21 protein-coding genes are annotated in these 24,091 nt (G+C 72.0%); 7 read left to right on the top strand and 14 right to left on the bottom strand.

The genetic code is table 11. The annotated features are described in order from the left end of the window. Positions 1-26 precede the first annotated feature (26 nt). Positions 27-1,409, top strand: a complete 1,383-nt coding sequence (locus L6E10_RS09265; protein WP_308102747.1) for a cryptochrome/photolyase family protein — start codon at positions 27-29, stop codon at positions 1,407-1,409. Here the strand turns inward: L6E10_RS09265 and L6E10_RS09260 are convergent. Genes L6E10_RS09260 through L6E10_RS09245 form a run of 4 tightly spaced genes read right to left on the bottom strand, consistent with a single transcriptional unit; the run spans position 1,406 to position 4,354 of the window. Further along, positions 1,406-2,272: a MerR family transcriptional regulator gene (locus tag L6E10_RS09260; RefSeq protein WP_236218743.1), complete on the bottom strand. Its 867-nt coding sequence runs from the start codon at positions 2,270-2,272 to the stop codon at positions 1,406-1,408. The two genes, L6E10_RS09265 and L6E10_RS09260, sit on opposite strands and share 4 nt — an antisense overlap. Before the next feature lie 31 nt (positions 2,273-2,303). Beyond that, entirely contained in the window at positions 2,304-2,450 is a 147-nt protein-coding gene (locus L6E10_RS09255) for a WhiB family transcriptional regulator (protein ID WP_240010336.1), read from the bottom strand. A gap of 4 nt (positions 2,451-2,454) precedes the next feature. Beyond that, entirely contained in the window at positions 2,455-3,438 is a 984-nt protein-coding gene (locus L6E10_RS09250) for a DUF5914 domain-containing protein (RefSeq protein WP_374236184.1), read from the bottom strand. Next, positions 3,428-4,354, bottom strand: coding sequence for a phytoene/squalene synthase family protein (locus tag L6E10_RS09245; protein WP_236218739.1), 927 nt, complete (start codon positions 4,352-4,354; stop codon positions 3,428-3,430). The genes L6E10_RS09250 and L6E10_RS09245 overlap by 11 nt, the downstream gene beginning before the upstream one ends. A 145-nt stretch (positions 4,355-4,499) precedes the next feature. Between L6E10_RS09245 and L6E10_RS09240 the strand changes: the two genes are divergently transcribed. Both L6E10_RS09240 and crtI read left to right on the top strand, forming a co-directional pair. Further along, positions 4,500-5,576, top strand: coding sequence for a polyprenyl synthetase family protein (locus L6E10_RS09240; protein ID WP_236218737.1), 1,077 nt, complete (start codon positions 4,500-4,502; stop codon positions 5,574-5,576). 26 nt (positions 5,577-5,602) lie between these two features. Continuing rightward, the gene (gene crtI / locus L6E10_RS09235) at positions 5,603-7,063 is read left to right on the top strand and encodes a phytoene desaturase family protein (RefSeq protein ID WP_374236182.1); all 1,461 of its coding nucleotides are present in this window, start codon (positions 5,603-5,605) and stop codon (positions 7,061-7,063) included. Positions 7,064-7,134: 71 nt separating this feature from the next. Here the strand turns inward: crtI and ppk2 are convergent, their stop codons facing one another. Next, positions 7,135-8,094: a polyphosphate kinase 2 gene (gene ppk2 / locus L6E10_RS09230; RefSeq protein WP_236218734.1), complete on the bottom strand. Its 960-nt coding sequence runs from the start codon at positions 8,092-8,094 to the stop codon at positions 7,135-7,137. Positions 8,095-8,236: 142 nt separating this feature from the next. On the opposite strand from ppk2, the gene L6E10_RS09225 reads away from it, so the two are divergent. Continuing rightward, complete coding sequence (locus tag L6E10_RS09225) at positions 8,237-8,560, top strand: hypothetical protein (RefSeq protein WP_236218732.1); 324 nt, start codon at positions 8,237-8,239, stop codon at positions 8,558-8,560. A 24-nt stretch (positions 8,561-8,584) separates the two neighbouring features. Here L6E10_RS09225 and L6E10_RS09220 read toward each other — a convergent pair whose 3' ends face one another. From L6E10_RS09220 to L6E10_RS09205, 4 genes are read right to left on the bottom strand one after another with little or no spacing between them, the layout of a single operon-like run. Continuing rightward, a complete protein-coding gene (locus tag L6E10_RS09220; RefSeq protein ID WP_236218730.1) occupies positions 8,585-9,934 on the bottom strand; it encodes a GH1 family beta-glucosidase in 1,350 nt (449 codons plus the stop codon). A 21-nt stretch (positions 9,935-9,955) separates the two neighbouring features. Continuing rightward, positions 9,956-10,843 carry a carbohydrate ABC transporter permease gene (locus tag L6E10_RS09215; RefSeq protein WP_236218728.1) on the bottom strand — a complete coding sequence of 296 codons (888 nt, stop codon included), beginning with the start codon at positions 10,841-10,843 and terminating at the stop codon, positions 9,956-9,958. A gap of 4 nt (positions 10,844-10,847) precedes the next feature. Beyond that, complete coding sequence (locus L6E10_RS09210; RefSeq protein ID WP_090096988.1) at positions 10,848-11,768, bottom strand: carbohydrate ABC transporter permease; 921 nt, start codon at positions 11,766-11,768, stop codon at positions 10,848-10,850. Between the two features lie 9 nt (positions 11,769-11,777). After that, positions 11,778-13,034 (bottom strand): extracellular solute-binding protein, encoded by a 1,257-nt coding sequence (locus tag L6E10_RS09205; RefSeq protein ID WP_236218726.1) that lies wholly within the window; start codon positions 13,032-13,034, stop codon positions 11,778-11,780. A 239-nt stretch (positions 13,035-13,273) separates the two neighbouring features. Between L6E10_RS09205 and L6E10_RS09200 the strand changes: the two genes are divergently transcribed. Next, positions 13,274-14,305 carry a LacI family DNA-binding transcriptional regulator gene (locus tag L6E10_RS09200; protein ID WP_236218724.1) on the top strand — a complete coding sequence of 344 codons (1,032 nt, stop codon included), beginning with the start codon at positions 13,274-13,276 and terminating at the stop codon, positions 14,303-14,305. Between the two features lie 341 nt (positions 14,306-14,646). Here L6E10_RS09200 and L6E10_RS09195 read toward each other — a convergent pair whose 3' ends face one another. From L6E10_RS09195 to L6E10_RS09185, 3 genes are read right to left on the bottom strand one after another with little or no spacing between them, the layout of a single operon-like run. Beyond that, positions 14,647-15,120, bottom strand: a complete 474-nt coding sequence (locus L6E10_RS09195) for a MarR family winged helix-turn-helix transcriptional regulator (protein ID WP_236218722.1) — start codon at positions 15,118-15,120, stop codon at positions 14,647-14,649. Between the two features lie 26 nt (positions 15,121-15,146). Beyond that, positions 15,147-17,177 (bottom strand): molybdopterin cofactor-binding domain-containing protein, encoded by a 2,031-nt coding sequence (locus L6E10_RS09190; protein WP_236218720.1) that lies wholly within the window; start codon positions 17,175-17,177, stop codon positions 15,147-15,149. Next, on the bottom strand, positions 17,174-17,644 hold the full coding sequence (locus tag L6E10_RS09185) for a (2Fe-2S)-binding protein (RefSeq protein WP_236218718.1): 471 nt from the start codon (positions 17,642-17,644) through the stop codon (positions 17,174-17,176). Before L6E10_RS09185 ends, L6E10_RS09190 begins: the two co-directional genes overlap by 4 nt. A gap of 90 nt (positions 17,645-17,734) precedes the next feature. Here L6E10_RS09185 and L6E10_RS09180 point away from each other — a divergent pair, with 90 nt between their 5' ends. Both L6E10_RS09180 and L6E10_RS09175 read left to right on the top strand, forming a co-directional pair. Continuing rightward, on the top strand, positions 17,735-18,721 hold the full coding sequence (locus L6E10_RS09180) for a hypothetical protein (protein WP_236218716.1): 987 nt from the start codon (positions 17,735-17,737) through the stop codon (positions 18,719-18,721). Continuing rightward, positions 18,718-19,551 (top strand): alpha/beta hydrolase, encoded by an 834-nt coding sequence (locus L6E10_RS09175; protein ID WP_236218714.1) that lies wholly within the window; start codon positions 18,718-18,720, stop codon positions 19,549-19,551. Before L6E10_RS09180 ends, L6E10_RS09175 begins: the two co-directional genes overlap by 4 nt. On the opposite strand, the gene L6E10_RS09170 is transcribed toward L6E10_RS09175, so the two are convergent. Together L6E10_RS09170 and L6E10_RS09165 are read right to left on the bottom strand one after the other, a co-directional pair. Then, the gene (locus L6E10_RS09170) at positions 19,535-19,825 is read right to left on the bottom strand and encodes an STAS domain-containing protein (protein ID WP_236218712.1); all 291 of its coding nucleotides are present in this window, start codon (positions 19,823-19,825) and stop codon (positions 19,535-19,537) included. The genes L6E10_RS09175 and L6E10_RS09170 overlap by 17 nt on opposite strands. Then, the gene (locus L6E10_RS09165; RefSeq protein ID WP_236218709.1) at positions 19,755-23,963 is read right to left on the bottom strand and encodes a SpoIIE family protein phosphatase; all 4,209 of its coding nucleotides are present in this window, start codon (positions 23,961-23,963) and stop codon (positions 19,755-19,757) included. Before L6E10_RS09165 ends, L6E10_RS09170 begins: the two co-directional genes overlap by 71 nt. Positions 23,964-24,091: the final 128 nt, after the last annotated feature.

Below are 24,091 nucleotides of genomic sequence, written 5' to 3'. Positions count from 1 at the left end.
CCACACGACGCACGACGCACGACGAGATCCTGCTGGTCGAGTCGGCCGCCGCGCTGCGCCGAAAGCCTTACCACCGGCAAAAGCTGCACCTCGTGCTGTCCGGCATGCGCCACCTCGCCGCCGAGTTCCCCGGCCGCGTCACGCTGGTCCGCGCGGAGACCTACGGGGAGGCGATCCGGAAGGTCGAAGGTCCTGTCACCGCCTACCAGCCCGGTTCGCACGCGGCCCGGCGGATGCTGACCGAACTCGGCGTCGAGGTGCTGCCCACGCCCGCGTTCGCGTTGTCCCGCGACGAGTTCACCGCCTGGGCCGGCACGCGCCGGCGGTTCCTGATGGAGGAGTTCTACCGCTACCAGCGCACCCGCTTCGACGTGCTGGTGGAGGGCGGGGCCCCGGTCGGGGGCCGGTGGAACTTCGACGCCGAGAACCGCGAACCGCCGCCGAAGCGGGGCGCGCTCGGCGTCGCGGCCCCGTGGTGGCCGCAGGAGGACGAGATCGACGCCGGGGTGCGCGCCGACCTCGACGCGATGGACCTGCCCGCGGTGGGCGAGGACGGCCCGCGGCGCTTCGCGATCACCCGCGCGGAAGCGCTGCGGGCGCTCGAGGTCTTCGTCTCCGACCGCCTGCCGCATTTCGGCCCGCACGAGGACGCGGTGCTGACGCGCGACTGGACGATGGCCCACTCGTTGCTCTCCGTGCCGCTCAACCACGGGCTCCTGCACCCCCTCGAAGTCGTCCACGCGGCGGAGGACGCCTACCGCGGCGGCCACGCGCCGCTGGCGAGCGTCGAGGGCTTCGTCCGGCAGGTGCTCGGCTGGCGCGAGTACGTGTGGCAGCTGTACTGGCACCTCGGCGAGGACTACCGGCGGCGCAACGAGTTCCACGCCACGGCCGAGCTGCCGCGGTGGTGGAGCGAGCTGCGACCGGGAGGAGTGCGGGCGGCCTGCCTGCGCACCGCCCTGGAGGGTGTCCGCGACCACGGCTGGGTGCACCACGTCCAACGGTTGATGGTGCTGGGGAACCACGCTCTGCAACGGGGCTACGACCCGGCCGCGCTCAACGACTGGTTCGTCACGTCCTTCGTGGACGGCTTCCCGTGGGTCATGCCGGTGAACGTGATCGGCATGAGCCAGCACGCGGACGGCGGCACGATCGCGACCAAGCCGTACCTCGGCGGCGGTGCCTACCTCAACCGCATGACCGACCACTGCCGGACCTGCTGGTTCGACCCCAGGCGGCGCACGGGAGACCGCGCCTGCCCGTTCACCGCGGGCTACTGGGCGTGGCTCGACCGGCACGAGGAGCAGGTCGCCGGGAACCACCGGATGGCTCGTGCCGTGCAAGGTCTGCGGCGGCTCCCCGACCTGGACGAGGTGCGCGTGCAGGAGCGCGACCGCGAGGTGTTCTAGCCGCGCACGCGGTCGAGGACCAGCTCGACCGCCTCGCGCAGGCTCCGGGGCCGGTGCACGAACGACGGCAGCGGCACGCCCTCCCAGCCGGAGCCGGCCACCGCGACCACCGAGTCCGACCCGGTGCCGAGCCGCTCCAGCGGTACGCGCCGCGCCAGGTCGGGCCGGTGCGCCCACACCAGCACGACGGTGGGCCGCAGGCGGGTCACCGCGTCGCGCAACGCCTCGGCGGGCACGCGGGCGCCGAGGTTGCCCCACAGGCAGCCCTCTTCGGACAGCGCCGCGCCCAACGCCTCCAGGGGCAGCCAGTGCTGCTCCTCGGGGGCGCACGACAGCAGGGCGGCGAGCACGCCGGGACTGCTCGTGCGGGGGATGGCGCGCAGGGCGTGCAGCACGCTCCCGCTGGCGAGGTGCTCGACCTCCACACCCTGCCCCGTGCGGGCGACCTGGTCGCCCAGTTCCACCAGCGCCGGGACGAACACGTCCTCCCACGCCGACACGACGCCGTGGCCGGTGATGAGCTTCGAGGCGAGGTCGGCCATCATCGGCTCGTCGAGCCGGTTCGCGGCGGCGAGGAACCCCCGCTGAACCACCACCGCTTCCTCGGGGGCGATCGGCGTGCGCGGGCCGTCGGACGGCGCGACCGGCTCTTGGCGCGCCAGCACGGCGGCGGCCGCCGCCGACACGCCCTGCGAGGTCAGGACGACCATCCTGCGCAGCACCTCGACGTCCGCGTCCTCGTAGCGGCGGTGACCGCCGTCCGTGCGGATGGAGGGGCCCAGCCCGTAGCGCTGGTCCCAGGTTCTCAGCGTGGTGGGGGCGATGCCCAGCATCCCCGCCACCGCGCGCGGCGTGTACGTCACGTCCTGCGCACGCGTTTCGCGAGCATCGCCCTCAACTCACCCTCACCCGGTCCGCCCCGATGCCGGAGGTCTCGTGCACCTCCAGCGCGTGCGTGCGACATTTTCCCATGACCGGGAAGCGTCGGCAGATGGCCTTCGCCACGGCTGCCGCTGATCGCGCACGAACGACGCGGGTCAGCCCGTCAGTCGGGGAACCGCCCTGTCCGGCGCAGTGCGTACCGGCGTTCGGCGTAGTCGAGGTCGTCGCGCCACAGCCGGGCGGCCGCCCACCTCATGACCGGTCGCAGCACGCCCGCCGCCGGCCTGGCCAGCGCGAACCCCGGCCGTTCCGAATGCGCGATGGTCGCCTCCACCACGGCGGTGCGGCCCTCGCGGATCGGGGTCGCGTGGGTCTCGACCACGCTGCCCCGGCCCTCGCCCTCGACGATGTGCATCACGATCGTGCGAGGCTCCGGGCAGGTGAACGCGGCGATGACGGGCACCCCGACCCGCCCGGCGAGCCGGAACGTGACCTCCACCAGGAACCGGTCCTCCGTCTCGGTGGGAGTCTCCAGGACGTGCAGGTTCGCGAACGAGTACGGGTGGAACCACGCGCCGTGCCACGGGTCGAGCCGGTTCGCCACCACGTCCTCGGGGTCGCACCGGCCGATCAGCGTGGCCACCGCGTCGATCGACCCGGCCGGCGGACGCTCCGGCAGCACCGGGGCGTCCAGGGGGTCCTCGCCGCCCGCCTTGTCCAGGCGCACCCACACCAGCACGCCGTCGTCGTGCGCCGGGAACGGCGTCCACGCGCCGAACCGCGTGCCGTCGAGCGCGAGGCCGTGCCAGCGGCAGATCAGCTTGCCCTCGGCCACCGCGCCGTCGCACAGGGGTGCCCCGAGGTGCGGGCACGAGCCCGAACCCGCCATGAGCACACCGTGCGGCCCGCGCCAGAGCACGACCTCCTGACCCGCGATCGTGCGGCCGCAGGGCTTGCCCTTCACGACGTCGCTGCTCGCGCCCGCGACGAACCAGTTGCCGGACGGGCGCGCGGTGGCGCGCTTGAGCGCGGCCTCGATCAGCGCCGGCTTCGCGTCCTGCCACGTCGGCCTCTGCTCGCGCCACGGCGGGCTCGAGTAGATCCGCAGCGGGATCCGGTCGCGGATCGGCTTCTTCTCAGGCGGCACGGGCGAACACCGCCCTGGCCAGCGCGGGCAGGGCGACCGCGAGCCGCCTGCCGTTGGAGACGACGACGCGGCGCGACAGCACGTCGCAGTCCGCGTCCTCGACGAGGTCGAGGATCCGCCCGTAGAGCCGGTAGGCGGTGAGCACGCACGGCCGGGAGCGCGGTGCGAGCATGCCGATGCCCGGCCACGCCTGCTCGTAGATCCGCCGGGTCCGCCGCACCTGGTCGCGCAGCGCGGCCCTGACCTGCTGGTCCGCCTTGCCGGACGCGCGGGCGTGCAGCAGGCGCTCGCGGTCCACGCCGAACTCCGCGAGCTCGTCGGCGGGCAGGTAGACGCGATTGCGGTCGAGGTCCTCGCCGACGTCGCGGATGAAGTTCGTGAGCTGGAAGGCGACGCCCAGGGCCGCCGCGGCGGGCTCGGCCTCCTCCCTGGGCGTGCTGGTCCCGAGCACGGGGAGCACCTGCAGGCCGATGACCGCGGCGGATCCGTGCACGTACCGTTCGAGGTCGCCGAACGTGGGGTAGTCGGTGACGGTGAGATCCATCCGCATCGACGCCATGAAGTCGTGGAAGTGCTGGACGGGGATGTCGTAGCGGTGCACGGTGTCGATCAACGCCGACAGCACCGGGTCGTCTCCCGCCCGCCCTTCGAACGCGTCCCGGAGGCGGACCTCGACGGCGCCCAGGGCCTGCGCCTTCTCGTCAGGTCCACTGTGGACGTCGTCGACCACGTCGTCCACCCAGCGGGCGAACCCGTACAGGGCGTGCACGGCGGGGCGTTGTTCCGCGCTGAGCAACCTCGTTGCCAGGTAATAGGTACGGCCGTGCAGTGCGTTGAGCTCACGGCAGCGCCGGTACGCGTCGCGCAACGCCGGTGCGGTGATGCCCGCGGCGTCCAGTTCGCGTTCAGCCGACATCAAGCGGTCCTTTCGCGGAGAAGGTGTCTCCAAGCTAAGTCCCCGCGTTGTGCTCCGCACAACGGCACGGCTCATCATGCAGATCGTCCGGCGCGCTGCTTAGCTCAGTTCACCGAACGCCCGACTACTCCCAGAGGGAACGCCGATGTCGCTGCTGACCAGCGTGGACGTCCGCCCGTCGCAGGTGGACGACTTCCGCGTCCTCCTCGACGAGGCGCTGCACGAGTTCCTGCGCGCGAGGCACGACCTGGCGCCGGAGCTCTCCGCCGAGCTGCGCGGACTCGTCCTGGCCGGTGGCAAGAGGATCCGCCCGACGTTCGCGTGGTGGGGCTGGCGCGCGGCGGGAGGGTCGCCACCGGCTGACGCGGTCGTGCGGGCGATGGTGGCGCTGGAGCTGCTGCAGTGCTGCGCGCTCGTGCACGACGACGTGATGGACCGTTCGGCGACCAGGCGCGGCAGGCCGTCCGTGCACGAGTCGTTCGCCGCGCAGCACCGGCGTGAGCGGTGGGCCGCGAGCGCCCGCCAGTACGGCGACTCTGCGGCGATCCTGGCCGGTGACCTCGCCCTGGCGTGGGCGGACGACGCCCTGGTCACGGCGGGTCTGCCCAGCGACGTGCTGAGCCGCGCCTGGGGTCCGTGGCAGGCCATGCGGACCGAGATGATCATGGGTCAGCACCTGGACCTGCTGGCCGTCGCCCGCCGCGAGGAGTCGCTCGAGGCCGCGGTGCGCGTGGCGGCGTTGAAGACCGCGGCGTACACCGTCGAACGCCCGCTGCACCTCGGGGCGGCCCTCGCGGGCGCGGACGCGGACGTCGTCGACTGCCTGCGCGCGTACGGCCACGACATCGGTGTGGCCTTCCAGCTCCGCGACGACCTGATGGGGGTCTTCGGCGACGCCTCGGTCACCGGCAAGCCGGTGGGCGAGGACCTGCGGGAGGGCAAGCGGACGCCGTTGATGGCCATCGCGTTCTCCCGCGCGCAGGGCATGCCCGCGGCGCAACGGCTGCTTCGCCGGTGCCTGGAGAGCAGCAGCGTGAGCGACCGGACCGTCGACGAGGTCCGCGCGCTGCTCGTGGAGCTGGGCGCGGTGGCCGCCGTGGAGGAGCACATCGAGAAGCTGGCGGCCTCCGGGCTGGCGGCGCTGGACCGTGCTGTCATCGACGACGAGGCGCGCCGCGAACTGGTGCGCCTCGCCAACCGGGCCGTCCAGCGGACGACCTGAGCGAGAGGAACGCAGTGGTTCAGGTGGTGAAAGGCCGCACCGACCGGGTGGTCGTGGTCGGTGCGGGCCTGTCGGGACTGTCGGCGGCGCTGCACCTGCGCGGCGCGGGCCACGAGGTGACCGTCCTCGAACGGCACCCGCATCCGGGCGGTCTCGCGGGCCGTCTCGACGTCGACGGGCATCGGATCGACACGGGTCCGACCGTGCTGACCATGCCGGAGCTGCTGGACGACGCGTTCGCCGCCGTCGGGCAGAAGCGCGAGGACCACCTCGAGCTCCTGCCGCTGCACCCGGCGTACCGCGCGACGTTCGCCGACGGCAGCGCGCTCGACGTGCACACCGACGCCGGCCGCATGGAGCAGGCGGTCCGCGACTTCGCGGGCGACCGGGAGGCGCAGGGGTACCGCGAGCTGCGGGCGTGGCTGACGAAGCTCTACGAGGTGGAGAAGGACAGGTTCATCGGCGCGAGCTTCGACTCGCCGCTGGACCTCGTCGGCCGCGACCTCGTGCGGCTCACCCGGCTCGGCGGGTTCGGCTCGCTGGACAAGGCGGTCGGGCGGTTCCTGAAGGACGAACGGCTCCGGCGCGTCTTCACGTTCCAGGCGCTCTACGCGGGCGTCGCACCGAAGGACGCCCTCGCCGCCTACGCCGTCATCGCCTACATGGACACCATCGCGGGCGTGTGGTTCCCGCGCGGCGGCATGCGCGCCATGCCGCAGGCGTTGGCGGACGCCGCCGCGCTGGCCGGCGTGACGTTCCACTACGGGCTGGAGGTCGAGCAGCTGGAACGCTCCGGCTCCCGCGTCACGGCGGTGCGCACGGCAGATGCGCGCATCCCCTGCGACGCCGTGGTCCTCGCCACCGGACCCGCTCAGAGCTCGCGGCTGCTGCGCGGCGAACCACGCCGGGTGCTGCCGTTGCGGTGGTCGCCGTCCGCGGTGGTCGTGCACCTGAGCGCCCGGCGGGTGGTGGACGACCTCGCGCACCACACCATCTCGTTCGGCGACAAGTGGAACAGCACGTTCGACGAGATCGTCCGGCAGGGCAAGCTGATGAGCGATCCGTCACTGCTGCTCACCACGCCGTCGCTGACCGACCCCGCGCTCGCCCCCGAGGGCAGGCACCTGCAGTACCTGCTGGCGCCGTGCCCGAACCTCGACGCCGCGCCACTGCGCTGGGACGCGATGGCGCAGCGGTACGCCGAGCAGGTCATGGAGGAGATGGCCGCGCGCAAGCTGCTCGTCGACGCCGAACCGCTCGCCGTGGTGACGCCGGACGACTGGGCGCGGGACGGCCAGGCCGCCGGCACGCCGTTCTCGGCCGCGCACACCTTCGCCCAGACCGGGCCGTTCCGGCCGACCAACCTGCCGTTCCGGCGGGGCAACGTCGTGCTGGCGGGGAGCGGGACGACGCCGGGGGTGGGCATTCCACCGGTGCTGATCTCCGGCCGGCTGGCCGCGGAGAGGCTGCGGCGGCCGGGGGAGTAAAGGGGTTTCACGCCGGGATGCGGGCGCGGTCCGTGGCCGCATCCCGGCGGTGAGCTGTGGTCTCGCAGCCGTCACGGGTGCAAGCCGGGACCCGCCTCCGCGCTGGGAGCGATCGGGGTGGGGCTGAGAGCGGTGTCGTCCTCGCCCTCCTCCAGCAACGTGGCGGCCGGCCCGACGATGCGCACGTCCGGGGTGCCGATCGCCTCCTCGTCCTTGTCGGCGTAGTCGAACCGGGACAGGACGCTGCGCATGGCCTCGATGCGGGCGCGCTTCTTGTCGTTGCTCTTGACCACGGTCCACGGTGCGATCTCGGTGTCCGTGGCGCGCAGCATCGCGACCTTCGCCTCGGTGTAGTCGTCCCAGCGGTCGAGCGACTTGATGTCGTTGGGGCTGAGCTTCCACTGGCGCACCGGGTCGATCTGCCGGATGACGAACCGGGTCCGCTGCTCGTTGCGGGACACCGAGAACCACAGCTTCACCAGCAGGATGCCGTCGTCGACGAGCATGCGCTCGAACTCCGGCACCTGCCGCATGAAGCGGTCGTACTCCTCCTGCGTGCAGTAGCCCATGACGTGCTCGACGCCGGCGCGGTTGTACCAGGAGCGGTCGAACAGCACGATCTCGCCCGCGGTGGGCAGCTCGCGCACGTAGCGCTGGAAGTACCACTCGCCGCGCTCCCGCTCGCTGGGCTTGCCCAGGGCGACCGTGCGGGCGCCGCGGGGGTCGAGGTGCTCGGTGAACCGCTTGATCGTGCCGCCCTTGCCGGCCGCGTCCCTGCCCTCGAACAGGACCACGAGCCGCTGGCCGGTCTCGGTGACCCAGTACTGCAGCTTCAGCAGCTCGATCTGCAGCAGCCGCTTCTGCCGCTCGTACTCCGGACGGCCCATCCGCTCGGTGAACGGGTAGTTCTCCTGCCACGTCAGCACTTCGCTGCCGTCGGCGCGGCGCAGGACCGGTTCGTCGGCGTCGGGGAACTCGGCGGTGTAGCCCTCGACGGACAGGTCCGCGGATTCGAGAGTCAGGTCTGTCACGAAAACGTACATACCCGACGTACCGAAGTGGAAACCGCCGGACAGGGGCGTGCACCGCCGCTCGGCGGCCTGGCCGGGGCGTTGTGCGGGGGCCAGGAGGACTCTGGCGGCGTTTGTGGCCGCAGTGTTGCCGGTGGGGCCGGTGCCGATCGAGTGGGCGGCGTGCCAGGACGACCCCGACGGCGAGTGCGGGACCTTCGGCGTGCCGCTGGGGCGGGACGAGCCGCAGGGCAGCGCAGCGGCCTCGGTCGCACGTCACCAGGTCGCCCGCCAACCCGCCACACCGCCAAGGCCGCCCGCCAACCCCGCCGCACCGCCAGGGCCGCCCGCCAACCCCGCCGCACCGCCAGGGTCGCCCGCCAACCCGCCGCACCGCCAGGGCCACCCGCCAACCCCGCCGCACCGCCTGGACGCAGGGCGCGTGCCGAAGACCTTCGTCCTCGGCACGCGCCACGACCTGCCCTGAAGCCACCGGCGGGCGGCTGTCCCGCTAGCGAGCCCCGATGAACGAGCGGTACCAGTGGTAGCTGGCGCGCGGGGTGCGTTCCTGCGTGGCGTAGTCGACGTGGACCAGGCCGAACCGGTGCTTGTAGCCGTGCGCCCACTCGAAGTTGTCGAGTAGCGACCAGCAGAAGTACCCGCGCAGGTCCACGCCCGCCTCCGCGGCCGCCTCGGCGGCCGCGATGTGGTCGCGCAGGAAGGAGATGCGGTCGTCGTCCTGGAAGCCCTCCACGTCCGGGTAGACGCAGCCGTTCTCCGTGACGTACACGGGCGGCAGGCCGGGATGCCTCCGCTTGAGGTCCGTCAGCGCCGTGGTGAGGCCGACGGGTTCCACCGGCCAGCCCATGCCCGTGCGCGGCACGTCCGGGAGCCGGGTCGTGTCGACGCCGATGTCGTGGGCGGTGCGCTTGGCCGGGTCCGGCTCCCGGTGCGGCGCGTCGGCCACGTGCAGCCGGTAGTAGTAGTTGAGGCCCACGTAGTCGAGCGGTTCGCCGATGATCGCCAGGTCGCCCTCCCGCCGGAACGAGAAGTCGGTGATGTCGCCGAACACCGACTGCGACTCCTCCGGGTACGCCCCGCCGAACAGCGGGTCGGTGAACTGCCTGCGCAGCAGGACGTCCTGGCGGGTCGCGGCGGCGACGTCGGCGGGGGAGTCCGTCACCGGCACGGCCGGGGACTGGTTGAGCACGATGCCGAACTCCTGCTCGGCCAGCCCGTTCGCCCGCATCGCCCCGACGGCGAGGCCGTGGCCCAGCAGCAGGTGGTGCACCGCCGCCAGCGCCCCGTGGCCCTCCCGTGCGCCGGGGGCGTGCCGGCCCTCGGCGTAGCCGACGATCGAGGAGCAGTACGGCTCGTTCAGCGTGGTCCACTTGCGGACCACGTCGCCGAGCGACTCGTGCACGAGTGCGGCGTAGTCGGCGAACCGGTGCGCGGTGTCGCGGTTGCGCCACCCGCCCTCGTCCTCCAGCGCCTGCGGCAGGTCCCAGTGGTACAGGGTGAGGAACGGCTCGATCCCCCTGCCCAGCAACCCCTCCACGAGGCGGCGGTAGAAGTCGAGGCCGCGCTGCTCGAGGCGTCCCCTGCCCTCGGGCAGGATCCGCGACCACGAGACGGAGAACCGGTACGCGTCGACGCCCAGGTCGCCGAGCAGGCGCAGGTCCTCCTCCCAGCGGTGGTAGTGGTCTGCCGCCACGTCACCGGTGTCCCCGTTCGCGACCGCCCCGGGCACCGCCGCGAAGGTGTCCCAGATGGACGGGCCGCGGCCGTCGAGGCTGGCCGCGCCTTCGATCTGATAGGCCGAGGTCGCCACACCCCAGCGGAAGCCGGCCGGAAAACTCACAACAGTCTCCTCTGCGAGGGGTCAGCCCTTGACGGCGCCCGACATGATGCCGCCGACGATCTGGCGGCCGAACAACAGGAACACGGCCAGCACGGGCACCGTGCCGATGGTCGCGGCGGTGAGCACGAGCGTGTAGTCGGTGGTGTACCCACTGGCCAAAGTGGACAGGGCGGTCTGCACGGTCGGGTTCTCCGGCGTGAGCACCACCAGCGGCCAGAAGAAGTCGTTCCACGCCTGCATGAACGTGAACAACCCCAGCACCGCGGCCGCCGGGCGTGCTGCGGGCAGCGCGACGTGCCAGAACAGCCGCAGCGAGTGGCAGCCGTCCATCCGGCCCGCCTCCAGCAGCTCGTCCGGGATCGCGCGCTCGAAGTACTGGCGCATGAAGAACACGCCGAACGCCGTCACGAGCCCCGGCACGATCACCGCGTGGATCTCACCGGCCCACCCGAACTCGGCCATCATCATGTAGAGCGGGATGATGCCGAGCTCGGTCGGGATGGCCTGGGTGCCGATGATGAGCAGCAGCAGGACGTTGCGGCCGCGGAACTTCAGCTTGGCGAACGCGAACCCCGCGAGCGTCGAGAACAGCACCACCGAGATGGTCACCGTGCCCGACACGAAGATCGAGTTCATCAGCGCCAGCGCGAAGTCCGTGGTGTCGAAGACCCGCGCGATGTTGGCGAAGAGGTTGCCGCCCGGCACCAGCACCGGTGGCACGCTGTCGATCGCGTCCGGTGTCTGCGAGGACACCACGAACGACCAGTACACGGGGAAGGCCGATCCGGCGAGGATCGCGATCAGGGCGGCGTAGGTCCACGGCCCGGCCACCCGCCTCGCGAGCCTGCGCGCCCTCGTCGAGGGGCCGGCCGGGGGCGCCGGCGCCGGGCGTTCCAGCACTGCGGTCATGGGGTCACTCCGTCCGGATCCGCTTGGTCACCAGGTAGCCGAACCCGGCGACGACGACGGTGGCGATGGCGAGCACGACCGCGATCGACGAGCTGTAGCCGAAGTCGTACTTCGTGAAGCCCTGCTCGTAGAGGTACAGCGCCGCGGTCTGGAACTGCCGGTCGGAGCCGCCGGTCGCGGCCGCGGCGCCGGGGTTGAACAGCAGCGGCTCGGCGAGGAGCCGCATGTTGCCGGTGGTCGCGATGATCGTCGTGAAGATGATCTGCGGCCGCAGCAACGGGACCGTGATGCGCCAGAACTGCTGGCGGCCGTTCGCACCGTCCAGGGTGGCCGCCTCGTACAGCGACGGCGAGATCGCCTGCATGGAGGCCAGGAAGATCAGCGCGTGGTAGCCCGTCCAGCGCCACACCACCATCACGGCGATCGCGATGTGCGAGGTGGCGGTGCCCGCCTGCCAGTCGATCTGCCCGGCGCCGAACAGGCCGAGCAGCCAGTTGAACAGACCGAAGTCCCGGCCGAACAGCTGCGCGAAGATGATCGTCACCGCCGCCACCGAGGTGATGTTCGGCAGGATCACGCCCATCCGGAACAGCGTGCGGGTGCGGACCTTGCGGTTGAGCAGTTGCGCGATGACCAGCGCGAACAGGATCTGCGGAACCGTCGTGAGCAGCCACAGGCTCAGCGTGTTGCCCATGGCGTTCCAGAAGTACGGGTCCGCCATGAGCGCCGCGTAGTTGTCGAACCACACGAAGGTCGCCGCGTCGGACTCGAGCAGGTTGCGGTCCTGCAGCGAGACCCAGATCGTGTAGAGCAGGGGGAACAGCCCGAAGACACCGAAGATCAGGAAGTACGGCGCCACGTACCCGTACGGCGCGAACTTCGTGTCCCAGCGGTGCCTGCGGACCGTCTTGTCGATCACAGCCATGTCAGCGGATCACTTCTGCACGTCGCCGACGAACTGGCGCCACGAGTCCTCGCCGTTCTGCTTGCCCTGCTCAACGCGCTGCATCGCGTTGCCGATGGCGGTCTGGATGTCGCCGGCCTTCGGGCCCTGGTACTGCGGGTTCAGCTTCTTCGCCGCGTCGGTGAACAACTTGCCGATGGGGGCGTCGTTGAAGTACGGGTTCTTGTAGTCGACGATCGACGGGTCCTCGTACAGCTTCGGGGTCGACGGCAGCAGCCCGGCGCTCTTGAAGACCTTGGCCTGCTGCTCGGGCGCGGTCAGCCACGCGGCCAGCTCCACGGCCTTGTCGATGTTCTTGCCCGACTTGGGCACGGTCAGGTAGGAGCCGCCCCAGTTGCCGCCGCCACCGGGAACCGCGGTGACGTCCCACTTGCCCGCGGCCTCGGGACCGGCCTGGTCCTTGATCTTCGCCATCTGCCACGCGGGGCACGTCACGGTCGCGAACTGGCCCTGCTTGAAGCCGGTGTTCCACACGGGCGTCGAGAACAGCAGCTTCGCGGACAGCCCCGAGTTCACCCCGTCGACGACGAGGTTCCAGGCGTCCTTGATCTCCTTGTTGTCGCCCACGACGATCTTGTCGGTCTTGTCGTAGTAGCCGACGGACGCCTGGCCGACGATCGCGTTGAGGACGGTCGGGCCGCCGTCGAACCACTTGACGCCCTCCGGCGCCTTCTCCTGGAACTTCTTGCCCGCGGCCATGAAGTCCTGCCAGGTCGGCCACAGCGCGGCGACCTGGTCGCGGTCGGCGGGCAGCCCGGCGTTCTGCAGCAGGTCGCGGCGGTAGCAGATGGCGAGGCCGCCGATGTCGGTGCCGTAGCCGATCTGCTTGCCGTCCTTGCTCAGCGATCCCTCCCACTTCCACGGCAGCCAGCGGTCCTTGAGCTGGTCACCGCCCTTGGTGTTGAGGTCCACGAACTTGTCCGGCGTCGCCTTGAACTGGTTGACGTAGCCGGTGTCGACCGCCTCGATGTCCGCCGTGCCGCTGCTGGTCGCGAGGTGCGCGGCGAGGTTCTTGTGGTGGTCCGAGTAGGACGCGGTCCGGTCGCTGATCTCGATGTCGGGGTGCGCGGCCTGGTACTCCTTCAGCAGCTCGGCGTACCCGAAGTTGCCGAACAGGCCGATCGTGAGCTTGGTCTTGCCACCGGACGCGGTGCCGCTGCCACACCCGCTGAGCACCAGGGCGGTCGCCATCACGGCGCAGCCGAGGGCGAGGGATTTGGGGCGCATGTTCCAGGCCTCCGTCGATTTTTGGGCGCGTTGAAGCTGGGGAGGTGGTTCTTTTCGAACAGGTGAACCGGCGTGGATCGGAAATCGCCGGCCGAAGATGTGTGGCGACTATGACAACGGGGTTACGCGCCATGAGTCAAGTAACAGATTCATAAACAACACTCGCGGCGCAGCGGTTTGACGAGCGGAAGTGCTGCTCGTAGGGTCTCTGTAACCGCTTACGGTGAAACGGAGGCCCGATGGCGACCGGGCGTGAGATCGCCCAGCTCTGCGGCGTGTCCGTGGCGACGGTGTCGCGCGTCTTCAACCAGCCGGGAACGGTCAACGAGGAAACGCGTGAACGAGTGCTGCGGGTCGCGAAAGAGCTGGACTACCGGCCCAACGAGTCCGCCCGCGCGTTGTCGACCAAGCAGTCGACGATGATCGGCCTCGTCTGGGACACCGACCACCGCAGGCCCGGCTGGCGGCACCCGTACCTGCAGGACCTCCTGATCGGCCTGAAGTCCGCGCTGAGCGCGCACGGCTACCACCTGCTGATGCTCGCGACGAGCGGCGACGCCCGCGAGGTCGGCGCCTCCCTGGCCGACCCCGTCGGTTACGTGAACATGACGCGGCGCCACCACCTCGGCGGGCTGGTGCTGATCGACAGCGGCTCGGACGCCGAGGCCTTCGAGGCGTTCGCCCAGTCCGGTGTTCCGTGCGTGGCGCTGGACGTCGCGGTCGAAGGGCCTCGGGCGACGTACGTGACGTCGGACAACGAGGGCGGCGCCTGGTCGGCGGTCCGGCACCTGCTGTCGCTGGGGCACTCGCGGATCGCCACGATCACCGGGCCTGTGGGGAACCAGCCCTCACGGGCTCGTGTTTCGGGCTACCGCAGGGCTTTGCGGGAGGCGGGGGTGGCGTCGCGCGACGACTACGTCGTGTCCGGGGACTTCTACCGGGCCAGCGGAACCGCCGCGATGCAACGACTCCTGGCGTTGGACGAGCCGCCCACCGCGGTGTTCGCGGCGAGCGACGAGATGGCGGTGGGAGCGCTGCTCGCCGCCCGTGCCGCCGGGCTGAGGGTGCCGCGCGACCTGGCGCTGGTGGGGTTCGACGACATCGAGGTCGCGTCGGTGGTGGAGCCGGCGTTGACGACGGTGTCGCAGGACAAGCCGGGGTTCGGGGTGGCGGCGGCCAAGGCGATCATGGCGATGATCACGGGAGCGGAGAAGGAGGGGCCCCTCGTGCTGCCGACGACGTTGGTGGTGCGGGAGTCCTGCGGGGGCTGAAAGTCCGGTTGTGCGGGAGTGCGGCAGGGGACGGGTCGCGGTTCGCCGCCGCCTTCGCGGGTGGCACGGGCGATCTGCGGCTGGACGACCTGCGGCCGAGCCGTCTGCGGCGGGGCGTGCCTGTGACCGAGCCCGTCTGCGGCGGGCGTGCCTGTGAGCGGGCGTGCTTGCGGCCGAGCCCGCCTGCGGCGGGGGGTGCTTGTGGCCGAGCGTGCTTGTGGCCGAGCCGTCTGCGGCGGGGCGTGCCTGTGGCCGGGCGTGCCTGCGGCCGGGCGTGCCTGCGGCCGAGCCGCCTCCGGCCGAGCCCGGCTCTGCGCGACCGCCGGGTGCGAGCCCCGCCCTCAGTCCTCTGTGGACGTCGCCGCCGCGATCAGCGCGATCAGCTGCCGCCGGAAGTGCTCGTAGTCGTCCACCGCGCCGAGCAACGTGTCCGACTCGCGCTCCTCGCGGCGGGCGGCGGCCAGGGCGCGGCGGCCCGCCGGCGTGATCTTCACCGACGTCCGCCTGCGGTCCTTCTGGTCCTGGCTGCGCACCACGTGACCGCCGCGGTCGAGGTGCTCGATCGTGCGGCTCATGGTCTGGTCGGTGACCCTGCAGAGCAGGGCCAGCTCGCGTTGCGAACGCGGGCCGTCTGCCAGGTGGTGCAGGGTGATCATGCCCGCGTGGGTGAGGCCGCGACCCGCCAGGAAGTCCTCGAAGCGCTTCTCGACGACGCGGGCCGCGACCGACAGGAGCCTGCCGGTCGGCCAGGAGGCGACGTCCGCGCCCACCTGGTCCGGGCGGTGCGCCACCGCCAGTTCGTCTCCCTCGGCCACGGCCCCATCATCCCAGACCCGCCCGATCACCCCACGTCGGTCCCGAACGGCATGCCGGTCACCGGTCCTCCGCCCGCCAGTGCCGCGGCGATGGCGGCGGCGGCCGGGGGGTAGGCGAGTTCGCCGAGACCGCCGAGCGGGGCGTTCGACTGCACGATGGTCACGTCGATCTCGGGTGTTTGCCCGATTCGCGCCCACGCGTAGTCACCGAACGACGACTGCGCGACGTGTCCGTCCCGGACGGTGATCTGCGCACCGAGCACAGTGGACAGAGCGTCGACCACGCAGCCCTCGACCTGCGCGCGGACACCGGACGGGTGCAGCGCCACGCCGACGTCGACGGCCGCGTGCACGCGCAGCACCCGGCGCGCGGACGGGTCCGCCACCGCGATCACCGCGATCGCCGAGCCGTACTCCTCCAGGCAGGCGACGCTGCGGTGGGTGCCTGGTGCGGGAGGCCTCGTCCAGCGGGCACGTTCGGCCGCGGTGTCCAGCAGGCGGTGCAGGCGCGAGTCCGCCGGGAGCAGCGAGCGGCGCAGCGCCACCTGGTCGAGGCCGGACCGGGCGCCGATCTCGCTGAGGAAGTTCTCCTCGGCGTAGACGAACTGGCCCGCGTAGACGGCCCGCCAGAACCCGGTGCGCAGCGGCGCCGGCCGGACGGTGACGGTGACGTCACCGGGCACGCCGTACGGGAAGTGGTCGCCGCTGGCCTTGACCAGCGCCGGGTTGCTGAAGAACGGCAGCACGGTCAGGCCCCACGTCGCGACCTCGTGCGCGCGCCGCACGGGCACGCCGCCCGCGCCGATCTCGGCCGACAGGCGGTGCACCGACATTGGCCGGTACGAGTCGTGCCGCATGTCGTCGGCACGCGTCCACAACACCTGCACGGGAGCGCCGACGCGACGCGAGCAGGCCACGGCCTCCAGCACCGGGTCCGGCTCGATGCGCCGGCCGAACGCACCGCCTGAGGTCGTCGTCTCCACCCGTACGGCCGTGGCGGGCAGACCGAGCTGGCGGGCGAGCTGGGTGCGGAGACCGCCGGGGTCCTGCGTCGGCGCCCAGATGGTCACGCCATCCGGGCGGACGTGCGCCGTGGCGTTCATCGGCTCCATCGGCGCGTGTGCGAGCAACGGCATCTCGTACACGCGCTCGAAGCCGGTGACCGGGCTTTGCGCGGGCAACGCCGCCCGCAGGTCCGCGAGCCACGTGCGGCTGTCCGCGGTGGGGGTGCCGCCACCCCACGTGATCTTCAGGGCGTCCCTGCCCCGCAACGCCTGGTGGGTCGACCTCGCGATCACCGCGACGCCGCCCTGACCGTCGGCGGGCGCCGTGAGAGCCAGGACGTCGACCACTCCCGGCAGGCCGCGGGCCGCGGTGTCGTCCACGGACTGCGGCGTCGCGCCGATCCACGGCGGACGGGCCACGACCGCGACCAGGGAGCCGGCGGGGCGGGAGTCGATGCCGTACCGGGTGCGGCCGGTGACGATGTCGCGGGCGTCCACCCGCCCGTCCCGGGTCTTGCCCAGCAGCCGCCACCTCTCCGGCGGCGTGAGCTCGACGGGCACGGTGGCGGGGTCGAGCGCGGCCGCCGCGGGGACGAGCGCCCGGTAGGCGAGCCTGCCCCGGCGTGGGTGGCGCACGGCGCCGTCGCGAGCGGTGCACTCGGCCACCGGCACGCCCCAGCGCTGCGCGGCGGCCGTGACGAGCAGGCAGCGCGCGGTCGCCGCGGCGGTGCGGATCGGCGTGGCGAGCTGCCGCACGGACGTCGAGTTCGCCACCGCCTGCGAGCCGTACCGCTCCGTGTCGCCGGTGGCCTGCTCCAGTGCGACGTCGCGGACGCCGACCGCCAGTTCCTCGGCGACCATCAGGGCCACCACGGTGCGCACGCCCTGACCGGTGTCCGGGCGGGGCACGGTCGCGGTGATCCGGCCCGAGTCGTCCAGTCGCACGAACACGTTCGGCACCAGCCCGCCGGAGGCGGCGAGCGCGGGGATCGGCACCGCCACGACCAGCGCGCCGACTCCCGCGCCGCGCAACAAGGTCCGCCTGCTGATCACCGTTGCTCCCTCATGATCCGGCTCGCGCGGCGCACGGCGTCGCGGATGCGCGGGTAGGTGCCGCAGCGGCAGACGTTGTCGCGCAACGCCTCCTCGATCGCGGCGTCGTCGGGGTCGGGGTCGCGGGCGAGCAGCGCCGCCGCGGCCATCACCTGGCCGGGCTGGCAGTAGCCGCACTGCGCCACGTCGAGCTCCCGCCACGCCCGCTGCACCGGGTGGTCGCCGTCGCGCGACAACCCCTCGACGGTGGTGATCCTCGTGCGCACGCTCTCGGCCGTCGTCTTCACGCACGGCCGCGCCGCCTCACCGTCCACATGGGACGTGCAGGCACCGCACAGGCCGACACCGCACCCGTACTTGACGCCCGTCAGTCCCAGCTCGTCGCGCAACACCCACAGCAGGGGAGTGTCGCCGTCGACGTCGACCTCGCGTCGTTCACCGTTGACGCGCAACGTGTATCGGGCCACCTGGGGTCCTCCTGATTTGCTCAGTGCGCTGAACGTAGCACGGCGGGGAAGGGTTTGTTCAGCGTGCTGAACGTCTGCATAATGCTCAGCGTGCTGAACGAAACGCGGGCCGGCCGCGACGTGCTGGTGTGGGGTGTGGTGGCGAGCGCGCTGCTCACCGGCTTGGTGTGGCTGCTCGGACAGCGGTTGCACGGCATCACCCTGCTGCCCGACCAGGGCGCGTCCTGGTACTACTGGAAGCTGCCCGATCCGACCTCCTGGACCAGGGCGTCCGCCTGGGTGGGCTACGCGGCGCACCAACTGGTGTCCTGGGGCCTGATCTACTACGCCCAGACGCGGATCCGCCGGTACACGACGGGGTTGCACCGCATCAACTACATCGCCCTCGCGGCGAACGGCGGGTTCATCGCCCTGCACGCCCTGCAGACGCAGCTGTTCTACGACGGCCTCGCGCAGGACGTCTCGATCTTCAGCTCGCAGGGTTCGGTCGTCCTGCTGCTCGTGTGGGTCCTGCTGATGGAGAACCGCCGCCGCGGGCTCGTCCTCACCTGGTCCGCGCCGATCTCCGCGCAGGTGGTCTCGTTCGCGCGCCGCTACCACGGCTACCTGTTCAGCTGGGCCGCGATCTACACGTTCTGGTACCACCCCATGGAGTCGTCCAGCGGACACCTCATCGGGTTCTTCTACATGTTCCTGTTGCTGGTGCAGAGCAGCCTGATGTTCACCCGTGCGCACACGAACCGCTGGTGGACGATGACGCTGGAACTGATGGTCGCCCTGCACGGCACGCTTGTCGCGGTGATGAACTCCGGCCCGAACGGCATCTGGCCGATGTTCCTGTTCGGGTTCGTGGCGATCTTCGTGCTCACCCAGATGCACGGCGTGGGACTCAGCACGACGGCTCGGTGGTGGATCGGCGGCACGTTCGTCGTCGCGGCCCTCGCGGTCTACTCGTGGCGCGGCTTCGGCAAGATCGACGAGGTGGTGCGCATCCCGGCGATCGAGTACCTGCTGGTGGCGGTGCTCGCCCTGCTGATCTGGGCGGGCATCCGGCTCACCGCCCTGGTCCGGAGGTGACCTGGCCGCGCCGGACGGCGGCCGCCGCGTGCCTCGGCGTGCCGCTCGTCCTGCTCGTCGCCGGGTGGGGCCCGCTCACCGCGGGACATCCCGCACAGCCGGTGCTGCTCGGCGTGGTCGCCGTCGTGGGCACAGCCGTCGTGCTGTGGAAGCGCACACCGTCGTGGCTGGCGGTCGTGCTCACCGTCGTCCTCGTCGCACCGTTGGTGTACCTCCAGCCGTTCGCGGCCACGGGCGACACCGACAACGCGACGGTGTTGCGCCCGGACGGGCCGGCGCGCGCCGGGCTCGTGTTCCACCCCGGAGCCCGGGTGGACCACCGCGCCTACGTTCCGCTGCTCCGGCGCGTGGCGGCACGAGGGTTCCTCGTGGTGGTGGTGAAGGAGCCGCTGAACTTCGCCCTGCTGGGCGGTGACACGGCCTCCCTGCGCGCCGAGCACCCCGAGGTGCCGGTCTGGGCGGTCGGCGGGCACTCGCTGGGAGGCGTCGCCGCCGGACGGGACGTCGCCGCCGACGGCTCGGTGCGCGGACTCGTGCTCTGGGCGTCCTACCCGGTCGACGACCTCTCCGGCCGCACCGGGCTCAGGGCGTGGTCGATCCACGGCGACCGGGACGGGTTCACGACCCCGCAGGACGTCGCCGAGTCGCGGGAGCTGTTGCCGGCGGACACGAGGTACGAACTGGTTCCTGGTGCCGTGCACGCCTTCTTCGGCGACTACGGCGACCAGCCGGGCGATGGCGTGCCCACGACCTCACGCGCCGAGGCTCAGGAGCGGATCGTCGCGCACACCGCCACGGCTCTCGCCGAACTGGCTACTCCAGGCCCTTGATCGTGGCCATGGAGGTGATGCCCGAGATCTCCAGCAGGGGGCCGAGCAGCGGGGTGACGATGATCTCCAGCCGCTCGGCCTCGGCGAACAGCACGCTCATCCCGGCGCTGTCGACGTAGGTCACGCCGGTGAGGTCGACCACGAGCGGTCCCTCGACGTCCGCGAGGGCGCTCGCGAACGCTCCGGTGTTGCTCAGGTCGATCTCACCCTTCGCCGTGATGAGGGACCTGCCCTGCGAGTCCTCGGATCTGGTCAGCGTCAACGGCGTCGTCATGCGGAATCATCACCTGCATCGTCACAGTGGTACCGGTGGGGTCGGGGAGGATGGCGACTTCGTCCATCATCTTCTCCATGATCGCTGTCCCGCGGCCGCGTCGCTCAGCCGGTTCGGCGCTCGGAGTCTTCCAGGTGCCGGTGTCCGCGACCGTCACGAGCAACTCGCGGTCGCCCGCGGTCTCGATCCGCAGCCGGACACCCTGGCGCACCACGCCCCGGTAGGCGTGCTCGATGGCGTTCGTGGACGCCTCGCCGACGGCGAGCAGCACCCGCTGGGTGAGCGAGGCGGAGAAGCCGCACTGGTCCAGCCAGGCGCGCAGCGTGTTCCGCGCGCCGTGGAGCTCGCCGGCCTCGGCGGGGAAGACCACCTCCAGGGGCGCGGGGTGCCGGTACAGCAGCAGGGCCACGTCGTCGTCGTAGCCGCCTTCCGGAGCGAGGTCCGCCATGATCTGCCCGGCGAGGTCCTCCAGCCCGTTCGCGCGACCCTTCTGCACGGCGTGGGCGGCCTTCTCGATGCCCTCGGTCAACGAGCTCGTGCGGCGTTCCACCAGGCCGTCGGTGTAGGTGAGAAGGGTGGAGCGCGGCGGCAGGACGCACTGCGCCTCCGTGCGCGGCAAGCCCAGCTTGACCGCGAGCGGGATCGACCGGCCCTCCTCCAGCAGCTGCGTGGTGCCGTCGGCCAGCGCCAGGATCGCGGGCGGGTGCCCGGCGCTCGAGTACACGAGGCGGCCGGTGGCGGGGTCGAGGACGCCGCAGAACACCGTGGTGCACAGCGCACCGGGAACACCGGCGGCGAACTGGTCGAGCGCCGTGAGCGCGCGGGCGGGACCGCTCTCCTGCAGCAGCAGGGCGCGGCAGGCGCTGCGCAGCTGGCCCATCACCGCCGCGGCGGACAGGCCGCGGCCCACGCAGTCGCCGACGACGATGCCGATCCTGCCGTCGCGCAGCGGGAACGTGTCGTACCAGTCGCCGCCGACCTCCAGGCGCGCGGCCGGCTCGTAGCGCACGGCGAACCCTCCCGGCAGGCGCGAGGGGCCGAGGATCGCCCGCTGCAGCGCCAGGGCAGTCTCCCGCTGCTGGTCGATCTGCCGCGCGCGGGCCAGCCCCTGGGTGAGGTGACCGGCGAGCAACGCCAGCAGCAGCTCGTCCTGCTCGGTGAAGTGGTGCCGCGCGTCGAGGCGCAGCCAGAGCACCATCGGGCCGTCGGGGTGCTCGACCGTGACGGCGATGGCTCCGTCCTCCAGCAACACGGGGATCAGCGCGCCGTTGCGGCTCAGCGCGGTGAGCGCCGCACGCCGGTCCTCCGGCAGCTCCTCCCAGGCCAGGCGGGAGGTGGCACCGCTGACCTGGGGTGCGGAGTGCCGGTCGAAGACGACGGCCAGCACGTGCTCGGCCCGCCAGAGCCTCTCCATGTGCTCCAGCGCGGCGGTGAGGGCGTCGGCGGCGCTGGTCGCGCGGGACAGCCTCATGTTCATCTCGGCGAGCGCGATCTCGCGCCGGCGGGCGTGGTGCTCGGCGGTGACGTCGCGGAACGTCCCCACCGTCATCGTCCGGCCGCTGTCCGGGTCGCGGGCGGGGTTCATCATGGCGTTGATCCACAGCCGCCGGCCGTCCCGGTGGGTGACCGGGACCGTGAGGCCGTGGTGGTCATGTCCGGACCGCGCCTCGAAGGCGTCGGTGAACTGCTTGCACTCTTCTGGTTCGGTCTCCGCGTCGGGCCACCACGGGTGCGGCACGGGATAGGGCAGGCCTTCCGGCCCGTAGCCGAGGATCTCGGTGAACGCGGAGTTGATCTCGACCACGGTGCCCTCGTCGTCGCAGACGAAGAAGGCCTCCTGCAACGAGTCGATCAGGGCGTCGCGCCAGCGGGCGTGCCGCCCGCGCAGCCGGGCCAGGTCCACGTTCGCCCGCACGCGGGCCAGCAGGTCGGCCGCGGCGAACGGCTTGACCAGGTAGTCGTCCGCGCCGGCCCGCAGTCCCTCGCCGGACGCCTCCTGCCCGGCGCGCGCCGACAGCAGCAGCACCGGCACGGCCATGGTGCGCGGATCGGCGCGCAGGGCGGAGACCAGCGACAGGCCGTCCATGCGCGGCATCATCACGTCGCTGACGACGAGGTCCGGCGGCTGGGCGCGCACGGCCTCCAGCGCCGCGACACCGTCGTTGACGGTGCGCACCTCGTAACCCGCCCTCAGCAGCAGCCGGGTCAGGTACTCCCGCATGTCCGCGTTGTCGTCGGCGACCAGGACCGTGGCGAGCACCTCCGGCGCGCCGCCCGCGGAGGTGCTGCGCGGCAGCTCGTCGGGGGCCTGGCCGGGATCGGGCAGCCAGCGCAGGGCCTCCTGCACGTACGGGGCCGCGATGTCGGTGACCGCCGGCGGCGCCGGCTCCCGGGAGATCGCGTCCGCGGGCAGGTGGTCCGTGCCGAACGGCAGCTCGATCGTGAAGCGGGTGCCCACACCCTCCGTGCTCTCGGCGCGGATGGTGCCGCCGTGCAGGCCGACGAGCTCCTGCACGAGCGCGAGACCGATGCCGCTGCCCTCCTTGGACCGCGACCAGGTGTGCTCGATGCGGTGGAAGCGCTCGAACAGCCGGGGCATCTCGTGCTGGGGCACCCCGACCCCGGTGTCGCTGACCGTCACGACCGCCCCGCCCGCGCCGGCCCGCACGGAGACGCCGACGGCACCGTCCACGGTGAACTTGAGCGCGTTGCTCAGCAGGTTGAGGACGACCTTCTCCCACAGGGCGAGGTCGACGTGCACCGGTGAGGGCAGGGGAGCGCAGTCGATCTCGAACGCCAGCCCCGCCTTCTCGACCGCCGAGCGGAAGACGCTCGCCAGCTCGGCGGTCACCGCCGGGAGGTCGACCGGCTGGAAGCTCGCCTGCATGCGGCCCGCCTCGAGGCGGGAGAAGTCGAGCAGGGTGTTGACCAGCTTGCCGAGCCGCAACCCGTTGCGGTGGATGACCTCCAGCTCGCCGGCCGCCTGCGGGTCCTGCGGGGACAGCCGGTCGCGCAGTTCCTGCACCGGGCCCATGATGAGCGTCAGGGGCGTGCGGAACTCGTGGCTGATGTTGGAGAAGAACGCGGTCTTCGCGCGGTCGAGCTCGGCGAGCTCCTCGGCACGGCGTTGCTGGGCGCGGAAGTCCCTCGCGCCCGCGACACCGGCGGCGAGGTGGCCCGCGACCAGCTCCACGAAGCCGCGGTAGCCGTCGTCGAGCGGGCGGTGCCGGTTCAGGCCCGCCACCAGGAACCCGTGCGGTGTGCCGCCGGGACGCTGCAGCGGGGCGACCAGCGCCTGGGCGGGCGGCCTCGGCCACGGCCCGGTGGGGAGATCGGCCGCCGCGCCCAGCTCGACCACGGTGGACTCGCCGCGCCGGGCGGCGTCCACCGGCCACACCGGTTCCCCGTCGCGGATGACGGCGGGCGCCGCGGGGTGCTCCGGCTCGACCCCGGTGGACCCGGCCAGCCGCGCGTGGCCGTCGTCGAAGAGGTAGGTCAGGGTGAACGGCAGGTCGTACCGGTTGCGGTCGAGCTGGTCGCAGGCGGACGCCAGCACCTCCCGCTCGTCGCGGGCGACGCTGGGGTTGGAGCCGAGGTCACGCAGGGTCGCCATCCGGCGCTCGCCGATGACGCGGTCGGTCTCCTCGCTGACGACGCACAACATCCCCGCCACCGCGCCGCTGTCGTCGCGCAGCGGGCTGTAGGAGAAGGTGTGGTACGACTCCTCCGGGTAGCCGGACCGCTCCAGGAACAGCAGCAGCGCCTCGTCCCAGGTGGCCCTGCCGGTGGTGAGCACGCTGTCCACCCTCGGACCGATGTCGTCCCAGATCTCCGCCCACACCTCCGCCGCCGGCCTGCCGAGCGCCCACGGGTACTTGCGGCCGAGCGTGTTGAGCCGGTAGGCGTTGTTGCAGAAGAACGTCAGCTCCGGTCCCCACGCCATCCACATGGAGAACCGGGACGACAGCAGGATGCTCACGGCCGTCCGCAGGCTCTGCGGCCACTCGTCCGGCGGTCCGACGGGCGTCGAGGCCCAGTCCACCGCGGCCAGGTCGCGGCCGATCTCCCCGCTTCCGGCGAACACGCCGGCGGGTTCGGGCTCGTCCTGTCTGTGCCCGATGTCGTCAGAGCTCGTCACCGACCGTTCCCTCCACCGGACTCGACAGGTGTTGACCCGTCCAGGGTGCCCGGTGTTCACGGCGGTTGCACGACCAGTGGTGAGCGGCGTACGTCACGGCACCGCTCACCACCGGGTGGTGTGGACGG

Origin of the sequence: Lentzea sp. CC55 (genome assembly GCF_021056325.1) — a bacterium.
GTDB classification, from domain to species: Bacteria; Actinomycetota; Actinomycetes; order Mycobacteriales; family Pseudonocardiaceae; genus Lentzea; species Lentzea jiangxiensis.
Note: the sequence above shows the minus strand (reverse complement) of the source record. Positions and strands in the feature narration are given on the sequence as shown.